Origin of the sequence: Methylobacterium sp. OAE515 (assembly GCF_041806315.1) — a bacterium.
Classification (GTDB): Bacteria; Pseudomonadota; Alphaproteobacteria; order Rhizobiales; family Beijerinckiaceae; genus Methylobacterium; species Methylobacterium tardum.
In genome coordinates this window covers 1,876,439-1,894,478 of sequence record NZ_JBGMUV010000001.1, presented here as the reverse complement: position 1 = coordinate 1,894,478, position 18,040 = coordinate 1,876,439, and the positions used below count along the sequence as shown (strand labels likewise).

Sequence of the window (18,040 nt, the reverse complement as noted above, 5' to 3'; positions counted from 1 at the left end):
CCTCAGGCGTGGGAGGGGACACGTTCGACCCGCGGACCGCTCCGGAACAGCGCGAGCGTCGCGACGATGCCGCAGGCGGCAGCCGCCATCAGCCAGTAGCTCGGCGCCGCCCGGTCGCCGGTCGTCTGGATCAGGTAGGTCGAGACCATCGGTGTGGCCGTGCCGAACAGCGCGGTGGCGAGGCTGTAGGCCAGCGAGAAGCCGCTCGCTCGGACATGGGCGGGCACCACCTCGGAGAGCGAGACCACCATGGCGCCGTTGTAGACGCCGAAGAAGAACGAGAACCACAGCTCGACGGCGAGCATCTTGCCGAAAGTCGGGTCGGCCACGAGCCAGTGCAGGGCCGGGTAGGTCGTCAGTAGCGACAGGGTCGAGATCGTCAGCAGCACCGGCTTGCGCCCGATCGCGTCCGACAGGGCCCCGCCCACGGGCAGCCAGATGAAGTTGGTAATCGCCACGAACAGCGTCACGATCAGGCTGTCGGTCTCGGTGAGCTTGAGAACGTTCTTGCCGAAGGTCGGGGTGTAGACGGTGATCATGTAGAACGTCACCGTGGTCATCGTGGTCAGCATCATGCCGAGCAGCACGATCCGCCAATTGGCCGCCACCGTGGTCAGGATCTCGCGGGTGCTCGGATGGCGGGTCCGCTTGGCGAATTCCTGCGTCTCTTGGAGCGAGCGCCGGATGAAGAAGATGAACGGCACGATCAGGCAGCCGATGAAGAACGGGATGCGCCAGCCGAAATCGCCGAGCTGCTGCTTGGTCAGGAACGCGTTCAGCCCGTAGCCGATCAGGGCGGCGAACATGATCGCCACCTGCTGGCTCGCCGACTGGAACGAGGTGTAGAAGCCGCGCCGGCCTGGTGTGGCGATCTCGAACAGGTAGATCGACACGCCGCCGATCTCGACGCCGGCCGAGAAGCCTTGCAGCAGGCGCCCGGCGAGCACGATCAGCGGCGCGGCGACGCCGATGGTGTCGTAACTCGGGCAGAAGGCGATGAGCACGGTGCCGCTCGCCATGATGGCGAGCGTGATGATCAGGCCCTTCCGGCGGCCGATCCGGTCGATATAGGCGCCCAGCACGATCGCCCCGAGCGGCCGCATCAGCGCTCCGAGCCAGAAGGTGCCGAAGGTCAGGAGCAGCTCGGTGGTCTCGTTGCCCGACGGGAAGAACGCCCGCGCGATATACGTGGCGTAGAACCCGAACAGGAAGAAGTCGAACATCTCTAGGAAGTTGCCGCTGGTCGAGCGGAGGATCGCCCCGATCCTGGACTTGAGCGTGGCCTCGACGGCCCCCGGATCTCCGGCCATGACGCAATCCTCTCTGGGTGCCGCTCAGGCACCGATCCACTTCATGGCGATGATCGTGCCGGTCACGGTCAGCGCACCGCCGATCCGGGTGGCGATCTGCGCGAACGGCATCAGCGCCATGCGGTTCGCCGCCGTGAGGATCGCCACGTCGCCGGTGCCACCCTGGCCGCTGTGGCACGCGTTCACGATCGCGGTCTCGATCGGGTACATGCCGAGCCAGCGCCCGACGAAGAAGCCGACGGTCATCAGCGTCACCACGGTCGACACGATGGTGATCAGGTTCACCAGCGTGAACGCGGCCATCAGCTCGTGCCAGGGGGTGAGCGCCACGCCGATGGCGAAGAGCAGCGGGTAGGTCATCGAGACCTGCACGAACTTGTAGACGACGAAGCCGCCGGCCTGGAGACGAGGCGACACCGCGCTGGCGAGCTTGGCGAACACGGCCAGGAACAGCATCGCCACCGGCGCCGGCAGGCCGACGAGGTGGTGGGCCATCACGCCGAGCAGGTAGAGGGTGATCGCCGTGAGCCCGGCCGCGCCGATCGTGGCGGGATCAATCTGTCCCTTGGCCGCCTCGGCCCTGGCCTGCGCGTCGCTCGACTTGATCCCGTCCGAGTCGGGCTGGAGCCGCCCCTCGCCGGTGAGGTGCGGGTAGCGCTTGCCGACCGAGTTGAGCGTGCCCGACAGGATGATGGCCGTGAGGGAGCCCAGCATCACCGGCGGCAGCACCTGGGCGAAGACCACGCCCTGCTGCATCCCCAGAATCGCCGCGTAGCCGATGGAGAGCGGGATCGCTCCCTCGCCGACGCCGCCCGCCATGATCGGCACGACAATGAAGAAGAACGTCTTGTAGGGGCCGAGACCGAGCAGCGTGCCGACGAGCGTGCCGACGAGGGCCGCCGCCACCGATCCGAGGGCGAGCGGCGCGAAGATCTTGAGGAACCCCTTGATCAGGACCTCGCGGTCCATGCCGAGGATCGAGCCGACGATGATCGTGGCGATGTAGATGTAGAGGAAGTTGGTGAATTTGGTGAAATCGGTGATCGCCTTCACCATCTGCGGCGGCACCAGCGCGTAGTAGACCAGCGCCGAGGGGATAAAGGTCGCGAAGATCGCGCCGGCGCCGATGTTCTTCAGGATCGGGATCCGCTTGCCGATCTCCGCGCAGGTGAAGCCGCCCATCACCAGCACGGCGATCATCGTCGGGCCGTCGGGCTTGATCTCGCCCTCCTGGACCAGAACGGCGATGAGGATCGCCAGAACGGCGAAGATCGGTAGCGGTATGATGCCGATCTTGAGGTCGATGAGGCGCCACCAGCCCTCCGGCCAGAACCGGATCGCGCGCCCCTCGGACGACGGGCTCTCGACCGGGGCTGGGATCGGCCTCGGCGACGCGGTGCTGGTCATGGACGTCCCCCCGGATGTCTGCCCGCGCGCCGGCCGTCTCGACCCCGGTCTCGCGGCGGCCGAAATCCGCCTCGGCCCGTCAAGGCCCGTTCGGGCGGCGGAGATAAAGTGACATTCGGCGTATCAGCGCTGGCGGGGGGCGGCAACGCGCAGCCGGGAACAAAGCGCGCGACCTGTTCCGTGAACTGGGATTAAAAGTTGCGGACACAACGTTCGCAGCTTCCTTGAGCGTGCAACCTGCTGCCAGTGGCCCGGCTTGAGGCTGGAGCCCGACGTCATGTGCCGGCGCCGAGACAAAATCCCCGCGCCGGCGCAGGGATCAGAAGTCGCGCTGGACGCGGAAGCGAACCTGCGTCAGCGAATCCTGCGTCGCGGTGCGTGGCACGAAGGCGCCGCTGTTGATCCCCGCGACGTTAGCGTAGGCCGTTGGGCTCTTGTCGGAGTCGATGACACGGCCACCCTTCACGCCGACCTGCGTGTAGAACGCCTCGATGCCGATATCCAGATCGCTCACCGGCGACCAGATCAGGCTGGCGCCGACCACAAACTGGTAGGTGTCGCGCAGCGCTTCGCTCAACTGGTAGAAGCGGGTGCCAGGTACGCCGACGGCGCTGGATCCGAAAGCGTTGGCGCCGTTCGGATTCAACAGGCCGAAGAGCGCCCCCTGGGCGAGACGGGCGCCCCGGGTGAAGTCCAGCTCGCCGTAAGACCCGAACAGCGCCGAACGCCATTCCGGCGACCAGTAATGCAGGTATGAGGCGACCGTCGAGAAGCCCGCAGACGTCTGGAGTTGTCCGGTGAACGGGTTGATCGTCGCGTCGGCGAAGGACTGGTTGAACTTCTGACCGTCCCAGCCGCTGTTGGCCTGCGCGTAGCAGCCGGCCACCATGCAGTATCCGATATACATCTGCCCGCCCTTGGCATACGCGCCCTGCAGGTAGAGGGCGTCGCCGGCGCTGATGACGGGCGCATTGATCTTCACGCCACCCTGCACGGCCCAGCCCTGGACCGAGTTGGTGTGCGGGATCCCGGTAAGCACGCCGCCCGCGCCCGCCACCGCGGCGGTGCTCAGGTTACCGACGTTGATCTCGTGCGTGGCGGCCGAGAGCTGGGCGGAGCCCCAGGCCTGATCGACGCGCAGGGCGGCGACGAAGTCGGGAAGCCGCGAGCGCTGGACGCTATCGACGTTGCCGAAGCGGGACGGGATGCCGTCGGCGTAGCCGACGTAGACGGGGCTAACCGCGGGGGTGCTGCCGGTCGGCGCGAAGACCGGCGAACGGGTGAAGACCGGATCCTCGATCGACAGGGTCGCCGAGAGGCCGTCGCCGAAGGTCGCCGTGTAGGCGAGCAGGTTGGTCGACGAATTATCCGAGCCGGCGGTGGCACCGTAGAACTCGAAATCGTGGGCGTAGAAGTCGAAGAACGAGGAGGCGCGACCGGCGGTGAGGCCCGCGAACTGGATGAACGCCTTGTCGACGTTCACATATTGCTGCGACCGTCCCCGCTCGTCCACGCCGACGGCACCGTAGGCTTGGCCGATGCGCAGTTGCGTGCCCGAATGGATGGTGCCGGTGCGCGACGCGGCCTCGAGGCGGGCGAAGGCGCGCAGGGTGCCGTAGGCGGTCTGCGTGCGGGCATCGAGGTTGATGCGGAGCTGACCCCTGTAGCCCGACGTGTCGCCACCGCTGGCCGCCTGCCGGCTGTAGCTGGTCTGATAGCCACCCTCGTACCGGGCGCGTCCCGAGATGCGCAGGCAGGTGTCGGTGCCGGGGATGTAGAAGAAGCCGGCGCCGTAGGCGGTGCAGACCCGAACGTACTCGATCGGAGCCGCCTTTTTGACCGGCAGGTCGGCGGCATGCGCAGCACCCACGACCGCCAAGGCAGCGGCGGACCCGAACAGAAAACGCTTGAACAAACGCATTGTGACCCCCGGTCTTACGAGCATGACAGCAGCTTCGCGAGACGTTGTTTGTATTTGAGAAAATATTTTCGCTTCTCATCCTGCTTGTAGAAGATGTTTTCTGCTTTCATTAAGCTGATTCATCTTCGACTTTATGCTGCAATGCCTTTTCGGGAGCATCAACGGAGAACGCGACGTTTATGAAACTCGACGCGATCTTGTTGCAGCTGCACAACAAGATTGGCCGTAACTCACAAGAGTAAAATTATCGGTGCTGTAATGATATATACATTAGCTATAGATCTATATTACATGGAATAACACGGATAAAGGCGCATTCGTATCTTGTTATTGTTGTTTTGGAAGCGCCACCTTTTGGCCACAGCGGGCAGAATTTGCGACCGGCGGCCGACCATTCGGCTATTCGGGCAGCCCTCCGCCGGGCTCCGGCCTACGTGGACGGCCTGCGATTCGCGCGGCGCTAGACGCCGGCAATTGATCGGGCGGGCACGGGACCAGCGGCTGAGGGTCGGGGCGCATGCCTCCTGCCGCCGGATCAGAGCCGGTCAGCGTCACGCCGCGACGCCCAAAAAAAGCCCGGCACGGAGCCGGGCTTCGAAGTCATCCTGCACGGGGGCCGGCACCAGAGCTGAGGCTCTGGCGCCGGCGTTGCGGATCAGAAGTCGCGCTGCACGCGGAGACGGACCTGCGAGACCGAGTCCTGCGTCGCGGTGCGCGGCACGAAGGTGCCGTTGTTGATGCCGGCGACGTTCGCGTAGGCGGTCGGGCTCTTGTCGAGGTCGATCGCGCGGCCGCTCTTCACGCCGACCTGCATGTACAGAGCCTCCACACCGATATCGAGGTCGCGCACCGGCGACCAGATCAGGCTGCCGCCCGCCACGAACTGGTAGGTGTCGCGCAGGGCTTGGCTCAGCTGGTAGAACCGCGTGCCCGGCACGCCGACGCCGTTGGACCCGAAGCTGTTGGCGCCGTTCGGATTCACGGCATTGAAGATCAGGCCCTGGGCTAGGCGTGCGCTGCGGGTGAAATCCTGCTCGCCGTAGGCACCGAAGATGGCGGAGCGCCATTCCGGCGACCAGTAGTGCAGATACGATGCAACCGCCGAGAAGCTGGTCGATGTCTGCAGCTGGCCTGTGAACGGGTTGATGGTCGCGTCCGCGAAGGTCTGCCCGATCTTCTGAAGCTGGATTAAGGTGTTGACCTGAGTATAGCAGCCCGTGAAGGCGCAGTAGCCGGTGTACATCTGGGCGCCATCCGCGTAGGCGCTCTGGAGATAGAGGGCATCGCCCGGGGCGATGAACGGCGTGTTGATCTTCAGGCCGCCTTGGACCGCCCAGCCTTCGACACTCTTGGTATGAGCGATGCCGGCGGTCACGCGGCTCGCAGCCGGCAGCGGTGCCGCCGTGGTCAGGTTTCCTGTGTTCAGCTCATGGGCCGCGGCCGAGATCTGCGCGGAACCCCAGGCTTGGTCGACACGCAGGGCGGCGACGAAGTCCGGCAGGCGCTCGCGCTGGATGTCGTCGATGGCGCTGTAGCTGGACGGAGCACCGTTGGTGTAGCCCACGAAGACGGGGCTGACGGGCGCGGTACCCGCCGCTGGCGAGAAGACCGGGCTGCGGCGGAAGACCGGATCTTCGATCGAGAGCGTCGCCGAGAGGCCGTTGCCGATCGTGGCCGTGTAGGCGAGCAGGTTGGTCGACGACACATCCGAGCCCATCGTGGCGCCGGCGATCTCGAAGTCGTGGGCGTAGAAGTCGAAGAACGAGGAGGCGCGACCGGCAGTGAGACCGGCGAACTGGATGAACGCCTTGTCGACGTTCACGTATTGCTGTGCGTGGCCGGCCTGATCGACGCCCGTGGCATCGTAGGCCTGCCCGATCCGCGCCTGAGTGCCGGAGCGGTCGTAGCCCGTGCGGGAACCGGCATCGAGGCGGACGAAGGCGCGCAGGGTGCCGTAGGCGGTCTGGGTGCGAGCATCGAGGTTGATGCGCATCCGAGCCTGGTAACCCGCGTCGTCGCCCGCGTTCGTGCCGGCCTGACGCGTGTAGACGGTCCTGTAGCCACCCTCGAACCGGGCGCGGCCCGAGACGCGCAGGCACGTATCGGTGCCGGGGATGTAGAAGAAGCCGGCGCCATACGCGCCGCAGACGCGGACGTACTCGATCGGAACCGCCTTCTTGACCGGAAGATCGACGGCATGCGCGGCACCCACGACCGCGAACGCGGCTGCGGACCCGAGCAGCGAGCTCTTCAAGAGCGTCATAGATATCTCCAAAGCTTCGAGACCCGATGACACCATTCATTGAACACAATTGTGCTTTGAACGGCATTTTATACAATGATCGACATCAAATCTGATGCGATCATCAGGCCTCTCGCGTCCGAGATGCCGTTTGCAGCGGCACAGTGTTTGATCGACCACGATCTGATCAACACTGAATCGTGTACGGCGTTTATCATTGTTTTCTTTGTTGCTCCACAGCCACAGATCTAGCTAACTAGTCAGTACATTTATGAAAACGTGTCGGATTTACTATAGAGATTTCGAATAATATATTTCGTTTATCTATGCATTATCGAGATTGATAATAGAAGATTTTGATAGCCGTGGCGGCGTTTCGCCATCGCGCACAAATGGGCACTGAGACGGGTTGCGGCGCCTCGGATTTCGGGGATGGGCGGTGCGGATATGGCACCCGGTGCCACGCCGGGACGACGACTCGGCGCGAGTCCAGCCGAATCGGCGAATCGATCAGCACGACGCCCCCGACCCGATCGCGGACCGTTCGGCGCTCCGACGCGATAGATTCCGATTGGGATAGTCGGGGCGCATCGCGCGGCTGCGACCAAGCGCACCCGGTCGGATCGCGTTCGGCTTGGACGCCGCAATTGGCGAGATTGGCCGGTTCGCTCCCGCGGCCGCACGGCGAGGCCTGCTCGGCGCGACGCGGTCGCGACGGATGCGGCTTTACGCGATCCGGGTGCGACGCAGCCTCAAGGCGCGGCAGCTCGGCGGCCGAGCGGGAACGGGTGGCCGGAGGCCGGCATCCGGGACACGGTCACGGCCCACCGAAGCCGCCCGATGCGCAGGCTCGGTCCTCAGCATCGCGTCGGTGGGGGCCGTCCTGCGAATGGCCGCGCGCACAGAAAAAGGCCCGGCCGAAGCCGAGCCTTGAGGTCCGTGCAGCACGGGAACTGCCGGGGCCGCGGCCCCGGCAATGTCGATCAGAAGTCGCGCTGGACGCGGAAGCGGACCTGCGAGACCGAGTCCTGCGTGGCAGTCCGTGGGACGTAAGTGCCGGCGTTGATCTGGGAGACCAGGTTGTAGGCACCCGGGTTCTTGTCGAGGTCGATCGCGCGGCCGTTCTTCAGGCCGATCTGCGTGTAGAAGCCCTCCACGCCGATATCGAGATCCTTGACCGGCGACCAGATAAGGCTGGCACCCGCCACGAACTGGTAGGTGTCGCGCAGCGCCTGGCTGAGCTGGTAGAACCGGGTTCCCGGAACGCCGACGGCGTTCGTGCCGAAGCCGGGGGCACCGGTGAGACCGCTCACGAGGCCGTAGATCGCGCCCTGAGCCGCACGCGCGCTCTGCGAGAAGCTCTGCTCGCCGTAGGAGCCGAAGACGGCCGAGCGCCACTCCGGCGACCAGTAGTGCAGGTACGATGCGACGGCGGTGAAGCTCTGCGAGGTCTGCAGCTGACCGGTGAACGGGTTGATCGTCGCGTCCGAGAAGTACTGAGCGAACTTCTGGCCCTGGATGGTGGTCGTGCTCTGGATGTACGAGCCGGTGTACTGAGAGTAGCCGGTGTAGAGCTGCGCGCCGTCGCCGTAGGCACCCTGCAGGTAGAGGGCGTCGCCCGGGGCGATGAACGGGGTGTTGATCTTCAGGCCGCCCTGGATTGCCCAGCCCTGAACGTTCTTGGTGTGCGCCGGCACCAGGATGGGACCGGTGCCGAGACCGCCGGCATTGGCGGCGCTCGACAGGTTGCCGGCGTTCAGCTCGTGGGTGGCGGCCGAGATCTGGGCCGAACCCCAGGCCTGGTCGAGGCGCACGACGCCGACGAAGTCGGGCAGACGCGACTTCTCGATGCTGTCCACCAGCCCGAACCGGCCCGGACCGACGAAGATCGGCGTCGGCTGGACAAGCACGCCGAAGTTCGAGGCGCTGCCGGTGGAGACGGTCGGCGAGACGCCGAACGGCGAGAAGATCGGGGTGCGGCGGAAGACCGGATCTTCGATCGAGATCGTGGCCGACAGGCCGTTGCCGATCGTGGCCGTGTAGGCGAGCAGGTTGGTCGAGAAGATGTCGGAGCCCGCGGTGGCACCGGCGATCTCGAAGTCGTGGGCGTAGAAGTCGAAGAACGAGGAGGCGCGACCGGCGGTGAGGCCGGCGAACTGGATGAACGCCTTGTCGACGTTCATGTACTGCGAGTCGCGGCCGAACTGGTCGGTACCGATGCCGGCATAGGCCTGGCCGATACGCTGCTGGGTGCCGGACTGGCCGACGCCGGAGTAGCCGGTGCGGGCGCCGGCATCGAGGCGGACGAAGGCGCGCAGAGTGCCGTAGGCGGTCTGGGTGCGGGCATCGAGGTTGATGCGCATCCGGCCCTGGTAGCCTGACGTGTCGCCGATGTTGTTGCCGTACTGGCGCGAGTAGCTGGTCTGGTAGCCGCCCTCGAACCGGGCGCGGCCCGAGATGCGCAGGCAGGTATCGGTGCCGGGGATGTAGAAGAAGCCGGCGCCGTAGGCGGTGCAGACCCGGACGTACTCGATCGGAACCGCCTTCTTCACCGGAAGATCGGCGGCGTGCGCGGCACCCACGGCCGCGAATGCGGCTGCGGACCCGAGCAGCGAGCTCTTCAAGAGCTTCATAGATATCTCCAAAGCTTCGAGACCCGATGATGCGGACGTGCCCGGTTTTCCGGGTCTAGCCGCACGTTCTGTAGGTTTGGCCTGCGTCTTGAGCGGCAGGCTCCTGCGGGCTCTCGCTTGGCGATGCCCCCGTGCACCCTCACCATGTGCGAACGGGTTTCGGCCGGCAACGAGGATTCTGATCCGGCTTGGCTGTTCCGAAGCGATGTTGCCGCCTGGCAACAATTTTGGGGTGAGTTAGCCGGCAATTCCCCAATCGCCGCAGCCGGATGCCAATTCGCGGTGCGTCTCTGCTGCGTTTCTGGTCACGAAAAGCCCGGCCTCCCGTTTCCGGCAGGCCGGGCGCGATTCGCGGGCGGCTCCCGCGTGAGCAACAGCCGCGGCGGATCACATCGGCGGCGTCAGGCCGTCCTTGCCAACGGCCACCCGGCGGGCCGTGATCGTGCCGTCGGTGTCGCGCCCGACCACGACGAAGGCTTTGGCGCCGGCGGTCAGGGCGGCCTTGTCGGCCGGCTCGAAGGTCACCACCGGCGCCTGGGGCGGAACCAGGATCTGGATGGACTGGCCCTGGCCGTAATCCACCGTCAATGTCCGCTCCGCGCCGCCGCCGCTCGCCTTGACGGTTCCGTTCGTCATGCTGCTCTTCACCCGGGGGGCGTCCGGTGCAGTGGAGGCCGGTGCAGCCGTGACGGTGCCGTTGGTCATGGCGCTCTTGACCTGGGAGCCGCCGGCCGTCCGATCGGGGATCATGTCCCAATCGTAGCGCCCCTCCCCGGTGCCGCGCATCGCCTCGGGGAAGAGCACGACCTCCAGCGCCACCGGAGGCTCCCCCTTCGTGGCGGTGCCGATGAACACGCCGTCCTTGATCTGGTCCAGCTGGGCCGGCACGACCCATGAGACCTTGGCGTCCGAGGCAAGCGCGATCCGCTCGGACTTGCCGTCGGCCGTCTTCAGCGTGAAGCCGTTGCCGTCGGGCGCTTCGATCGTTCCGCGCAGGCGCTCGACCTTCGCGGCGGCCTGCGCTCCGGTCGCGGCGGTGAGCAGGCCCGCCATGGCGAGCATAAAGAGTTTCGACATCATGGGATCCCTTCGCCGGCCGGATTGGCGCGGCGGGCGGGACCTGGGGCGGGAAGCGCCGGCGTCAGCCCCGGAGGCCCTGTGACATCGCGACCGGTTCAGGGGGACGGACGCTCAGCCGGGCTGCCGGAGCCTTGCCAGGAACGGCGCGGCCGACGCCTCCGCGGCCGCTTCGAGGGCCCGGTACTGCGCCACCACCGCGCCGCCGAACGCCGAGAGCCGGGCGCCGCCCCCGGTCCGACCGCCAGTCTGCGCCTCGACGACCGGGCGTCCGAAACCGGTGTTCATGGCTTCCACGAGGAGCCAAGCCCGCCGGTACGACATGCCCAGCGCCCGGCCCGCAGCCGAGATCGAGCCGTGCTCGGCGATCAGCTCCAGAAGGCGGACCTTGCCGGGCCCGAGACGGTGCCCGGGCCCGAAATCGATGCGGATGCTCAGACGCGGTGTGCGCTCCGCAGGGGTCTCGGCGACCGCGCTCAGGCGGGAAGCGCCAGCATGGCGAGCCCGAAAGCGGCGAAGCCGGCGCCGAGGGCTGGCGCCGTGCGGCCGACGCCGAGGCGTGTCGCGCCGATCCCGAGGCCGATGCCGGCCGCGTGGAGAAGGGCCGTGGCCGCCAGGAAGCCCAGCCCGAAGGACAGGCCGGAGGCAGTCTCCGGCGTCTCGGCACCGTGTGCGTAGCCGTGAAAGACCGCGAACACCCCGACCAGGGCGGCGAGCAGGGCAACCGGCGCCCGCAGGCCGAAAATGGCCGCAAGGCCGAAGACGACGATCGAGAGCGCGATCCCGGTCTCCGCATAGGGCAGCGCGATCCCGGCCATGCCGAGCCCGGCTCCCGCGCTCATCAGCGCCAGGAACGCTAGCGGCAGGGCCCAGAGCGCCCGCCCGCCCCGCAGCGCCGCCAGCAGGCCGACCGCGACCATTGCCAGGATGTGGTCGGCGCCCATCAGCGGGTGCAGGAACCCGGCTTCCGCACCGGTGGCGACGCCGTGGCCCGGATGCGCGAGCGCCGCCTGCGGCAGCAGCGCGAGCGCGGTCGGGAGCGCAGCCAGAGGAACGGCGAGTCGAGCTTTGAGCAGGCGCTTCATGGGAGATCCTTCGCTGGTCCCGGGCAGATGTAGCGCCGTTTCCGCGTCGGTGCGAGGGTCGCCCGCGCCGCTACAACGTCATCGCCTCGTGGACCGCGCTCGGCTCGAACGGCTCCAGGAAGGCGGCGCCGATTCCATGCGTAAAGTGACGCATTACCCGGGCAAGCTTCCGCCCGACCTGGATTGTTGCGCCGATCTCGAGCGATTGCTCGACCAGCAGCGCGACGCCGGAGGCCGAGATGTTGAGCACGTGACCCGAGACGCCAAGGCCGCCATCCAGTGTGACCTGGACGATCTTCTGCTTAGGCACGATGCGGTGATGGACGCGCACCACCTCGGGCCGCAGGTCCTGAGCTCGCGACAGCGCGACGAACTGGCGGGCCAGATCCGTCAACGCCGAGCGGCCACCCCGGACCGAGACGGTGAATTCCTCACCGACCGCCCGGTCGATCCGCGCCTCGAGAAGGCCGATGTGACGTATGCTGCAGGTGAGATCCTCGCCGGGGCTCAGCCGGGATGAGGATCGGAAGCGGATGCCCTCGGTCGAGACGTCCGTTGTGATAGCGTAGAAATCCCGGCGGCGCTGATTCCAGCACAGGGCAGGCAAGATGACGTGGTGTCGTTGGCCATTCATGCCCTTCAACGCCGTACCCGAAACATGGCTGCGTTGTGCGATGGATCAGCCTGACGAGACATTCATGCGGTCTGTAAAATTGAACTGATCTTCTGTCTCGTGCACGCTGTTCTTTAGATCGCGGCAGGCAGAGGACTCATTCGGAACCCTAGCGAAAGCAGGCCATCGGCGGTCATCCGCAGCGGTGGCGCGGGCGATCTGATTGCATACAAAATGCATATTGACTGATTGGCATGGATGCTGCCTTGGGATTGTGCATACCACGGCGGCGTACGACACTGCCCGTCGTCGCATGGATCGGTCGCGCCGGTCCCGTCCCACTCCTCGCGCCTGCATCCGGACCGGTCCCATGTTGCGTCTCGCCGCCTGCCTCCTCGCCGGAACCCTTGTCGCCGGGCCCGCCGCGGCGCAGACCCTGCGCTACGGCATGATGGAGGATCCGGACGCCCTCGACCCGACGCTCGCCCGCACCTTCGCGAGCCGGATGGTGTTCGCCGCCCTCTGCGACAAGCTCGTGGATATCGGGCCCGATCTGAAGCCGGTGCCGCAGCTCGCGACCTCCTGGGAACTCTCGCCTGACGAGAAGGCGCTGACCATGCACCTGCGCCCGGGCGTGCTGTTCCACGACGGCGAAAGGCTTGACGCCGCGGCGGCCAAGTTCTCGATTGAGCGCCACATGAAGATGCCGGGCTCGCAGCGCCGCTCGGAGATCGCGCCGATCGACTCCGTGGATGTCGTCGACGACCTGACTTTCCGCATCAACTTGAAGCAGCCGTTCGCGCCGCTGCTCGCGCAGTTCACCGACCGGGCCGGCATGATGGTCTCGCCCAAGGCCGCCGAACGGCTCGGCGACAAGTTCGCCTCCGCGCCGGTCTGCGCCGGTCCGTACAAGTTCGTCGAGCGGGTGCCTCAGGACCGGATCGTGGTCGAGCGTTTCGCCGACTACTGGAACAAGGACGCGATCAGCATCCAGCGCATCGAGTTCCGGCCGATCCCCGACGCGACGGTGCGGCTCACCAACCTGCGGGCGGGGCAGCTCGACCTGCTGGAGCGGCTCGCCCCCACCGACGTGGCGCAGGTGAAGCGCGACGCCAAGCTGAAGCTCGACTCGACCACCGAGCTCGGCTTCCAGGAGATCCTGTTCAACCCCCACAAGGCCGGCTCGCCGGTCTCCGACCCGAAGGTGCGCGCCGCCTTCGAGGCCGCCATCGATCGCAACGCCATCAATCAGGTGGTCTACAACGGCGAGTTCCTGGCTGGGAACCAATGGGTCAACCCGAAGAACCCGAACTACGTCGCCGAGTACCCGATCCCGAAGCGGGACGTCGCCAAGGCCAAGGCGCTGCTGGCCGAGGCCGGGAAGCCGAACCCGCAGATCACGCTGACCGTCTACGCCAACAGCGAGTCGCCGCAGGTGGGCCAAGTGATCCAGGCGATGACCAAGGAAGCGGGCTTCGACGTGAAGATCCAGGCAGTGGACTTCACCACGGCGCTCGATGCCGCCGACAAGGGTAATTACGAGGCGCAGCTCTATTCCTGGAGCGGCCGCTCGGATCCGGACGGCAACACGTTCAGCTTCCTGTTCTGCAAGGCGGCGCTGAACTACCCGAAGTACTGCAGCCCGGAGGCCGACGCGGCTCTCCAGGCCGAACGCGGCACGATCGATCCGGCCAAGCGCAAGGCAGCCTGGAAGGCGCTGGCCGATCACGTGCTGACGGACCGGCCCGGGATCTACATCCTGCACCGCAAGCTGCTCTGGGCCTACAGCCAGAAGCTCACCGGCTTCGTGCCCTATCCGGACGGGCTCGTGCGTTTCACCGGCCTGAAGCTCAACTGATGTTGCGCTTTCTCGCCCGACGCCTCGCCTTGGCGGTCCCGACGCTGATCCTCGCCTCGATGATCATCTTCGCCCTGCAGCAATTGCTGCCGGGCGACGTCGCCACGGCGCTGACCGGCGAGGAGCGCGACCCGCAGGTGATCGCCTTCATCCGCGAGAAGTACCACCTCGATGAGCCCCTGCCGGTGCGCTACGCCTACTGGGCCAGCGGCGTGCTGCGGGGCGATCTCGGCGAATCGATCCGGCTGCAGAAGCCGGTCTCCGAGCTGATCGTCGAGAAGCTGCCGGTGACCCTCGAACTCGCCTGCCTCGCCATGCTGGTGGCGCTCGCCATCGGCGTGCCCATGGGCGTGCTCTCGGCGGTCAAGCGCGGCCAGGCCGCCGACACGGTCGCCAACGGCATCGCCCTCTGGGGCCTGTCGGTGCCGAACTTCTGGCTGGGGATCCTGCTGATCCTGCTGTTCTCGGTGGAGCTCGGCTGGCTGCCGGCCTCGGGCTACGTCTCGCCGTTCGAGAGCCTGTCCGAAAACCTCGCCGCCATGGTGATGCCGGCCTTCGTGCTCGGCAACGCCATCGCGGCGGTGATGATGCGCCACACCCGCGCGGCGATGCTGGGCGTGCTCGGCTCCGACTACGTCCGCACGGCCCGCGCCAAGGGTGTCTCCCCGCTGCGGGTGACCCTGCGGCACGCGCTGCCCAACGCCGCGATCCCGATCATCACCCTCGGGGCGCTGGAATTCGGGCAGCTCCTGTCGGGGGCGGTGCTCACCGAGCAGGTCTTCTCCGTGCCGGGCTTCGGCAAGCTGATGGTCGATGCCGTGTTCAACCGGGACTTCGCCACCGTACAGGGCGTCGTGATCTGCACCGCCGCCACCTACATCGCCCTGAACCTCGCCGCCGATCTGCTCTCGGCCGCCGTGAACCCGAAGCTGAGGCGGGCATGAGCACCGGCAGCGAGATCGCCCGCGCCGAGGCCGTCGGCCTGGAGGCCGCCCCGTCCGGCACCCCCGCCCACGTCGTCCTCCAGGAGCCCGGCACCCTTGCGGCCTTCTGGCGACGCCTGCGCGCGCGCAAGAGCGCAGTCGCGGGCCTCGTCATCGTCGGCCTGCTGGTGCTGATGGCGGTCTTCGCCCCCTGGATCGCCCCCTACGACCCTACCGCCACAGACTGGGGCAACGTCCGCGGCGCGCCGAGCCTCGCCCACCCGTTCGGCGGCGACGAGGTCGGGCGCGACGTGCTCTCGCGGATCATCTTCGGGGCGCGGGCCTCGCTCGGCGCCGGCCTCGTCTCGGTGGCGCTCGCCGTCTCCCTCGGCCTGCCGCTGGGACTGCTGGCCGGCTACGCGGGCGGCTGGATCGACGGCGCGATCTCCCGGCTGACCGACGCGCTGCTGGCGATCCCGTTCCTGATCCTGGCGATCGCGCTGGCCGCCTTCCTCGGTCCGAGCCTCGTCAACGCAATGATCGCCATCGGCCTCTCGGCGACCTCGACCTTCATCCGGCTGACCCGGGCGCAGGTGCGCGCCGTGGCGGCGGAGGAGTTCGTGGAGGCGGCCCGTGCCATGGGTAATCCGCCCTGGCGGATCGCCCGGGTCCACATCCTGCCCAACATCGTCCCGGCGATCCTCGTCCAGGCGACGCTGACCATCGCGGCCGCTATCATCGCGGAGGCGAGCCTGTCGTTCCTCGGCCTCGGCCAGCAGCCGCCCGAGCCGTCCTGGGGGGCGATGCTCAACACCGCCAAGAACTTCATGGACGAGGCGCCCTGGATGGCGATCTGGCCCGGCCTGTCGATCTTCCTGGCGGTGCTCGCCTTCAATCTGTTCGGCGACGGCCTGCGGGACGCCCTCGACCCGAGGCAGCGCACATGACCCAGCCCCTCCTCGAAGTCCGCGACCTCGCGGTGGCCTTCGACACCGACGGCGGGGCGGTCCACGCGGTCAACGGCGTGTCCTACACCCTGCACGAGGGCGAGACGCTGGGGATCGTCGGCGAGTCCGGCTCCGGCAAGAGCGTGCACGTGCTCGCCATGCTGGGCCTGATCCCGCGCCCGCCCGGCCGCATCACAGGCGGTCAGGTGCTGTTCGAGGGGCGCGACCTGCTCGCCCTGAAGGAGCGGGACCTCCGAAACATCCGCGGCGGCGCGATCGGCTTCGTGTTCCAGGATCCGATGAGCTCGCTCAACCCCGGCATGACCGTGGCGGCGCAGATCATCGAGCCTCTGCGCATCCATCTCGGCCTCGACGCGCGCGCGGCCCGCGCCCGGGCCAAGGAGCTGCTCGACCTCGTGCGTATCCCGAACGCGGCCGCGCGCCTCGACCAGTACCCGCACGAGTTCTCCGGCGGCCAGCGCCAGCGGGTGATGATTGCCATTGGCCTGAGCTGCCGGCCGAAGCTGCTGATCGCCGACGAGGCGACCACCGCCCTCGACGTCACCGTACAGGCCGAGATCGTCGCCCTGGTGCAGGAGCTGAAGCGCGAACTCGGCATGGCGATCATCTGGATCACCCACGATCTCGGCGTGGTCGCGGGGATCAGCGACACCGTCCAGGTGATGTATGCCGGCCGCATCCTGGAGTGCGGCCCGGTCGACGACATCTTCTCGGATCCGCGCAACGCCTACACGCTCGGGCTGCTTCGCTCCCTGCCAGACCTTTCCGGAGGTCGCGCCGGGCGCCGCCGACTTCATCAGATCGAGGGCGCGCCGCCGGACATGCGCCATCTCCCGCCGGGCGACCCGTTCGCGCCGCGCAATGCCTTCGCGACACCCCGCTGCCGGACCGAGATGCCGCCCCTGGCGCAGGCGCAAGGCGCCGCCCCCGGCCACCTCGTCGCCGCCTGGTACGACCTGCCGAAGCTCCTGAGCCAGGAGGCCTCTCGATGAGCGGGCTGGAGCAACCAATCGTGTCGGTGCGCAACCTGTCCAAGCACTATCCCCTCCGGTCCTGGTGGGGCGGCAAGAGCGCGGTGTTCCGCGCGGTCGAGGGCGTGAGCTTCGACATCCGCCCCGGCGAGACCCTCGGCCTCGTCGGCGAATCCGGCTCCGGCAAGTCGACCATCGGCCGGGCCGTGACCATGCTCAACCCGCCGACTTCGGGCACGATCGCCTTCGAGGGCACCGACCTCGCCAAGCTCTCCGCGGGAGCGATGCGGAAGATGCGGGCGCGGATCCAGACCGTGTTTCAGGATCCCTACGCCGCCCTCAACCCGCGGATGAGCGCCGGAGACTACGTCGCGGAGGCGTTCAAGCTGCACCGGCGCGCCATGCGCAGCCCGGAGCGGCGGGAGGCGGTGGCGGCTCTGTTCCAACGGGTCGGGCTCGATCCGCGCTTCATGGGCCGCTACCCGCACCAGTTCTCGGGCGGCCAGCGCCAGCGCATCTGCATCGCCCGGGCGATCGCCCTAAAACCCAGTTTCATCGTCGCCGACGAGCCGATCGCGGCGCTGGACGTCTCGATCCAGGCGCAGGTGGTGAACCTGCTGCAGGACCTGCAGGACGAGATGGGCCTGTCCTACCTGTTCATCTCCCACGACCTGCGGATGGTGCGCTACCTCTGCCACCGGGTCGCGGTGCTCTGGCGCGGTCGGATCGTCGAGTTGGCCGAGGCCGACGCCCTCTACGAGGATCCGCGCCACCCCTACACACGCCGGCTGCTCGCCGCGGTGCCGGTGCCGCACCCGGCCGAGGAGCGCGCCCGCCTCGCCGCCCGGGACCTCGCTGGCCACGATCAGCCGCCCGACGGGCCGCTCACCGAGGTGGCGCCGGGGCACTGGGTGGCGCTGCCAGTCGGCAGTGCTGGTTGAGTAGGACGCCCCCTCTCCGCCCCCTTGCGGGGAGGAGCCGGAGGTGGGGGTGGCGCAGAAGGAACCGCACTGCTCGATCCTGAAGCACCCC

The 18,040-nt window shown here is 67.4% G+C and carries 14 protein-coding genes; 5 read left to right on the top strand and 9 right to left on the bottom strand.

Annotated elements, in window-relative coordinates:
* Nucleotides 1-2: 2 nt before the first annotated feature.
* The 9 genes from ABIE45_RS09300 to ABIE45_RS09260 all read right to left on the bottom strand — a co-directional run bounded on the left by ABIE45_RS09300 (nucleotide 3) and on the right by ABIE45_RS09260 (nucleotide 12,309).
* On the bottom strand, nucleotides 3-1,310 hold the full coding sequence (locus tag ABIE45_RS09300; RefSeq protein WP_192706453.1) for an MFS transporter: 1,308 nt from the start codon (nucleotides 1,308-1,310) through the stop codon (nucleotides 3-5).
* A gap of 24 nt (nucleotides 1,311-1,334) precedes the next feature.
* Nucleotides 1,335-2,717, bottom strand: coding sequence for a 2-hydroxycarboxylate transporter family protein (locus ABIE45_RS09295; RefSeq protein WP_192706452.1), 1,383 nt, complete (start codon nucleotides 2,715-2,717; stop codon nucleotides 1,335-1,337).
* Nucleotides 2,718-3,036: 319 nt separating this feature from the next.
* Nucleotides 3,037-4,638: a porin gene (locus ABIE45_RS09290; protein ID WP_192706451.1), complete on the bottom strand. Its 1,602-nt coding sequence runs from the start codon at nucleotides 4,636-4,638 to the stop codon at nucleotides 3,037-3,039.
* Between the two features lie 655 nt (nucleotides 4,639-5,293).
* Complete coding sequence (locus tag ABIE45_RS09285; RefSeq protein ID WP_192706450.1) at nucleotides 5,294-6,901, bottom strand: porin; 1,608 nt, start codon at nucleotides 6,899-6,901, stop codon at nucleotides 5,294-5,296.
* A gap of 962 nt (nucleotides 6,902-7,863) precedes the next feature.
* Nucleotides 7,864-9,513 (bottom strand): porin, encoded by a 1,650-nt coding sequence (locus tag ABIE45_RS09280; RefSeq protein WP_192706449.1) that lies wholly within the window; start codon nucleotides 9,511-9,513, stop codon nucleotides 7,864-7,866.
* 387 nt (nucleotides 9,514-9,900) lie between these two features.
* The gene (locus tag ABIE45_RS09275; RefSeq protein ID WP_192706448.1) at nucleotides 9,901-10,590 is read right to left on the bottom strand and encodes a metal ABC transporter permease; all 690 of its coding nucleotides are present in this window, start codon (nucleotides 10,588-10,590) and stop codon (nucleotides 9,901-9,903) included.
* Nucleotides 10,591-10,704: 114 nt separating this feature from the next.
* Nucleotides 10,705-11,070 (bottom strand): LysR family transcriptional regulator, encoded by a 366-nt coding sequence (locus ABIE45_RS09270; RefSeq protein ID WP_192707333.1) that lies wholly within the window; start codon nucleotides 11,068-11,070, stop codon nucleotides 10,705-10,707.
* Nucleotides 11,067-11,675 (bottom strand): HupE/UreJ family protein, encoded by a 609-nt coding sequence (locus ABIE45_RS09265; RefSeq protein WP_192706447.1) that lies wholly within the window; start codon nucleotides 11,673-11,675, stop codon nucleotides 11,067-11,069. Before ABIE45_RS09265 ends, ABIE45_RS09270 begins: the two co-directional genes overlap by 4 nt.
* A 70-nt stretch (nucleotides 11,676-11,745) precedes the next feature.
* Nucleotides 11,746-12,309 carry a PilZ domain-containing protein gene (locus ABIE45_RS09260; RefSeq protein ID WP_192706446.1) on the bottom strand — a complete coding sequence of 188 codons (564 nt, stop codon included), beginning with the start codon at nucleotides 12,307-12,309 and terminating at the stop codon, nucleotides 11,746-11,748.
* A gap of 349 nt (nucleotides 12,310-12,658) precedes the next feature.
* On the opposite strand from ABIE45_RS09260, the gene ABIE45_RS09255 reads away from it, so the two are divergent.
* Genes ABIE45_RS09255 through ABIE45_RS09235 form a run of 5 tightly spaced genes read left to right on the top strand, consistent with a single transcriptional unit; the run spans nucleotide 12,659 to nucleotide 17,949 of the window.
* Nucleotides 12,659-14,146, top strand: a complete 1,488-nt coding sequence (locus tag ABIE45_RS09255) for an ABC transporter substrate-binding protein (RefSeq protein WP_192706445.1) — start codon at nucleotides 12,659-12,661, stop codon at nucleotides 14,144-14,146.
* Complete coding sequence (locus ABIE45_RS09250; protein WP_192706444.1) at nucleotides 14,146-15,090, top strand: ABC transporter permease; 945 nt, start codon at nucleotides 14,146-14,148, stop codon at nucleotides 15,088-15,090. The genes ABIE45_RS09255 and ABIE45_RS09250 overlap by 1 nt, the downstream gene beginning before the upstream one ends.
* The gene (locus ABIE45_RS09245) at nucleotides 15,087-16,016 is read left to right on the top strand and encodes an ABC transporter permease (RefSeq protein WP_192706443.1); all 930 of its coding nucleotides are present in this window, start codon (nucleotides 15,087-15,089) and stop codon (nucleotides 16,014-16,016) included. The genes ABIE45_RS09250 and ABIE45_RS09245 overlap by 4 nt, the downstream gene beginning before the upstream one ends.
* Complete coding sequence (locus ABIE45_RS09240) at nucleotides 16,013-17,029, top strand: ABC transporter ATP-binding protein (protein ID WP_192706442.1); 1,017 nt, start codon at nucleotides 16,013-16,015, stop codon at nucleotides 17,027-17,029. Before ABIE45_RS09245 ends, ABIE45_RS09240 begins: the two co-directional genes overlap by 4 nt.
* A complete protein-coding gene (locus tag ABIE45_RS09235; RefSeq protein WP_192706441.1) occupies nucleotides 17,026-17,949 on the top strand; it encodes an ATP-binding cassette domain-containing protein in 924 nt (307 codons plus the stop codon). Before ABIE45_RS09240 ends, ABIE45_RS09235 begins: the two co-directional genes overlap by 4 nt.
* The last annotated feature ends 91 nt before the right edge of the window (nucleotides 17,950-18,040 follow it).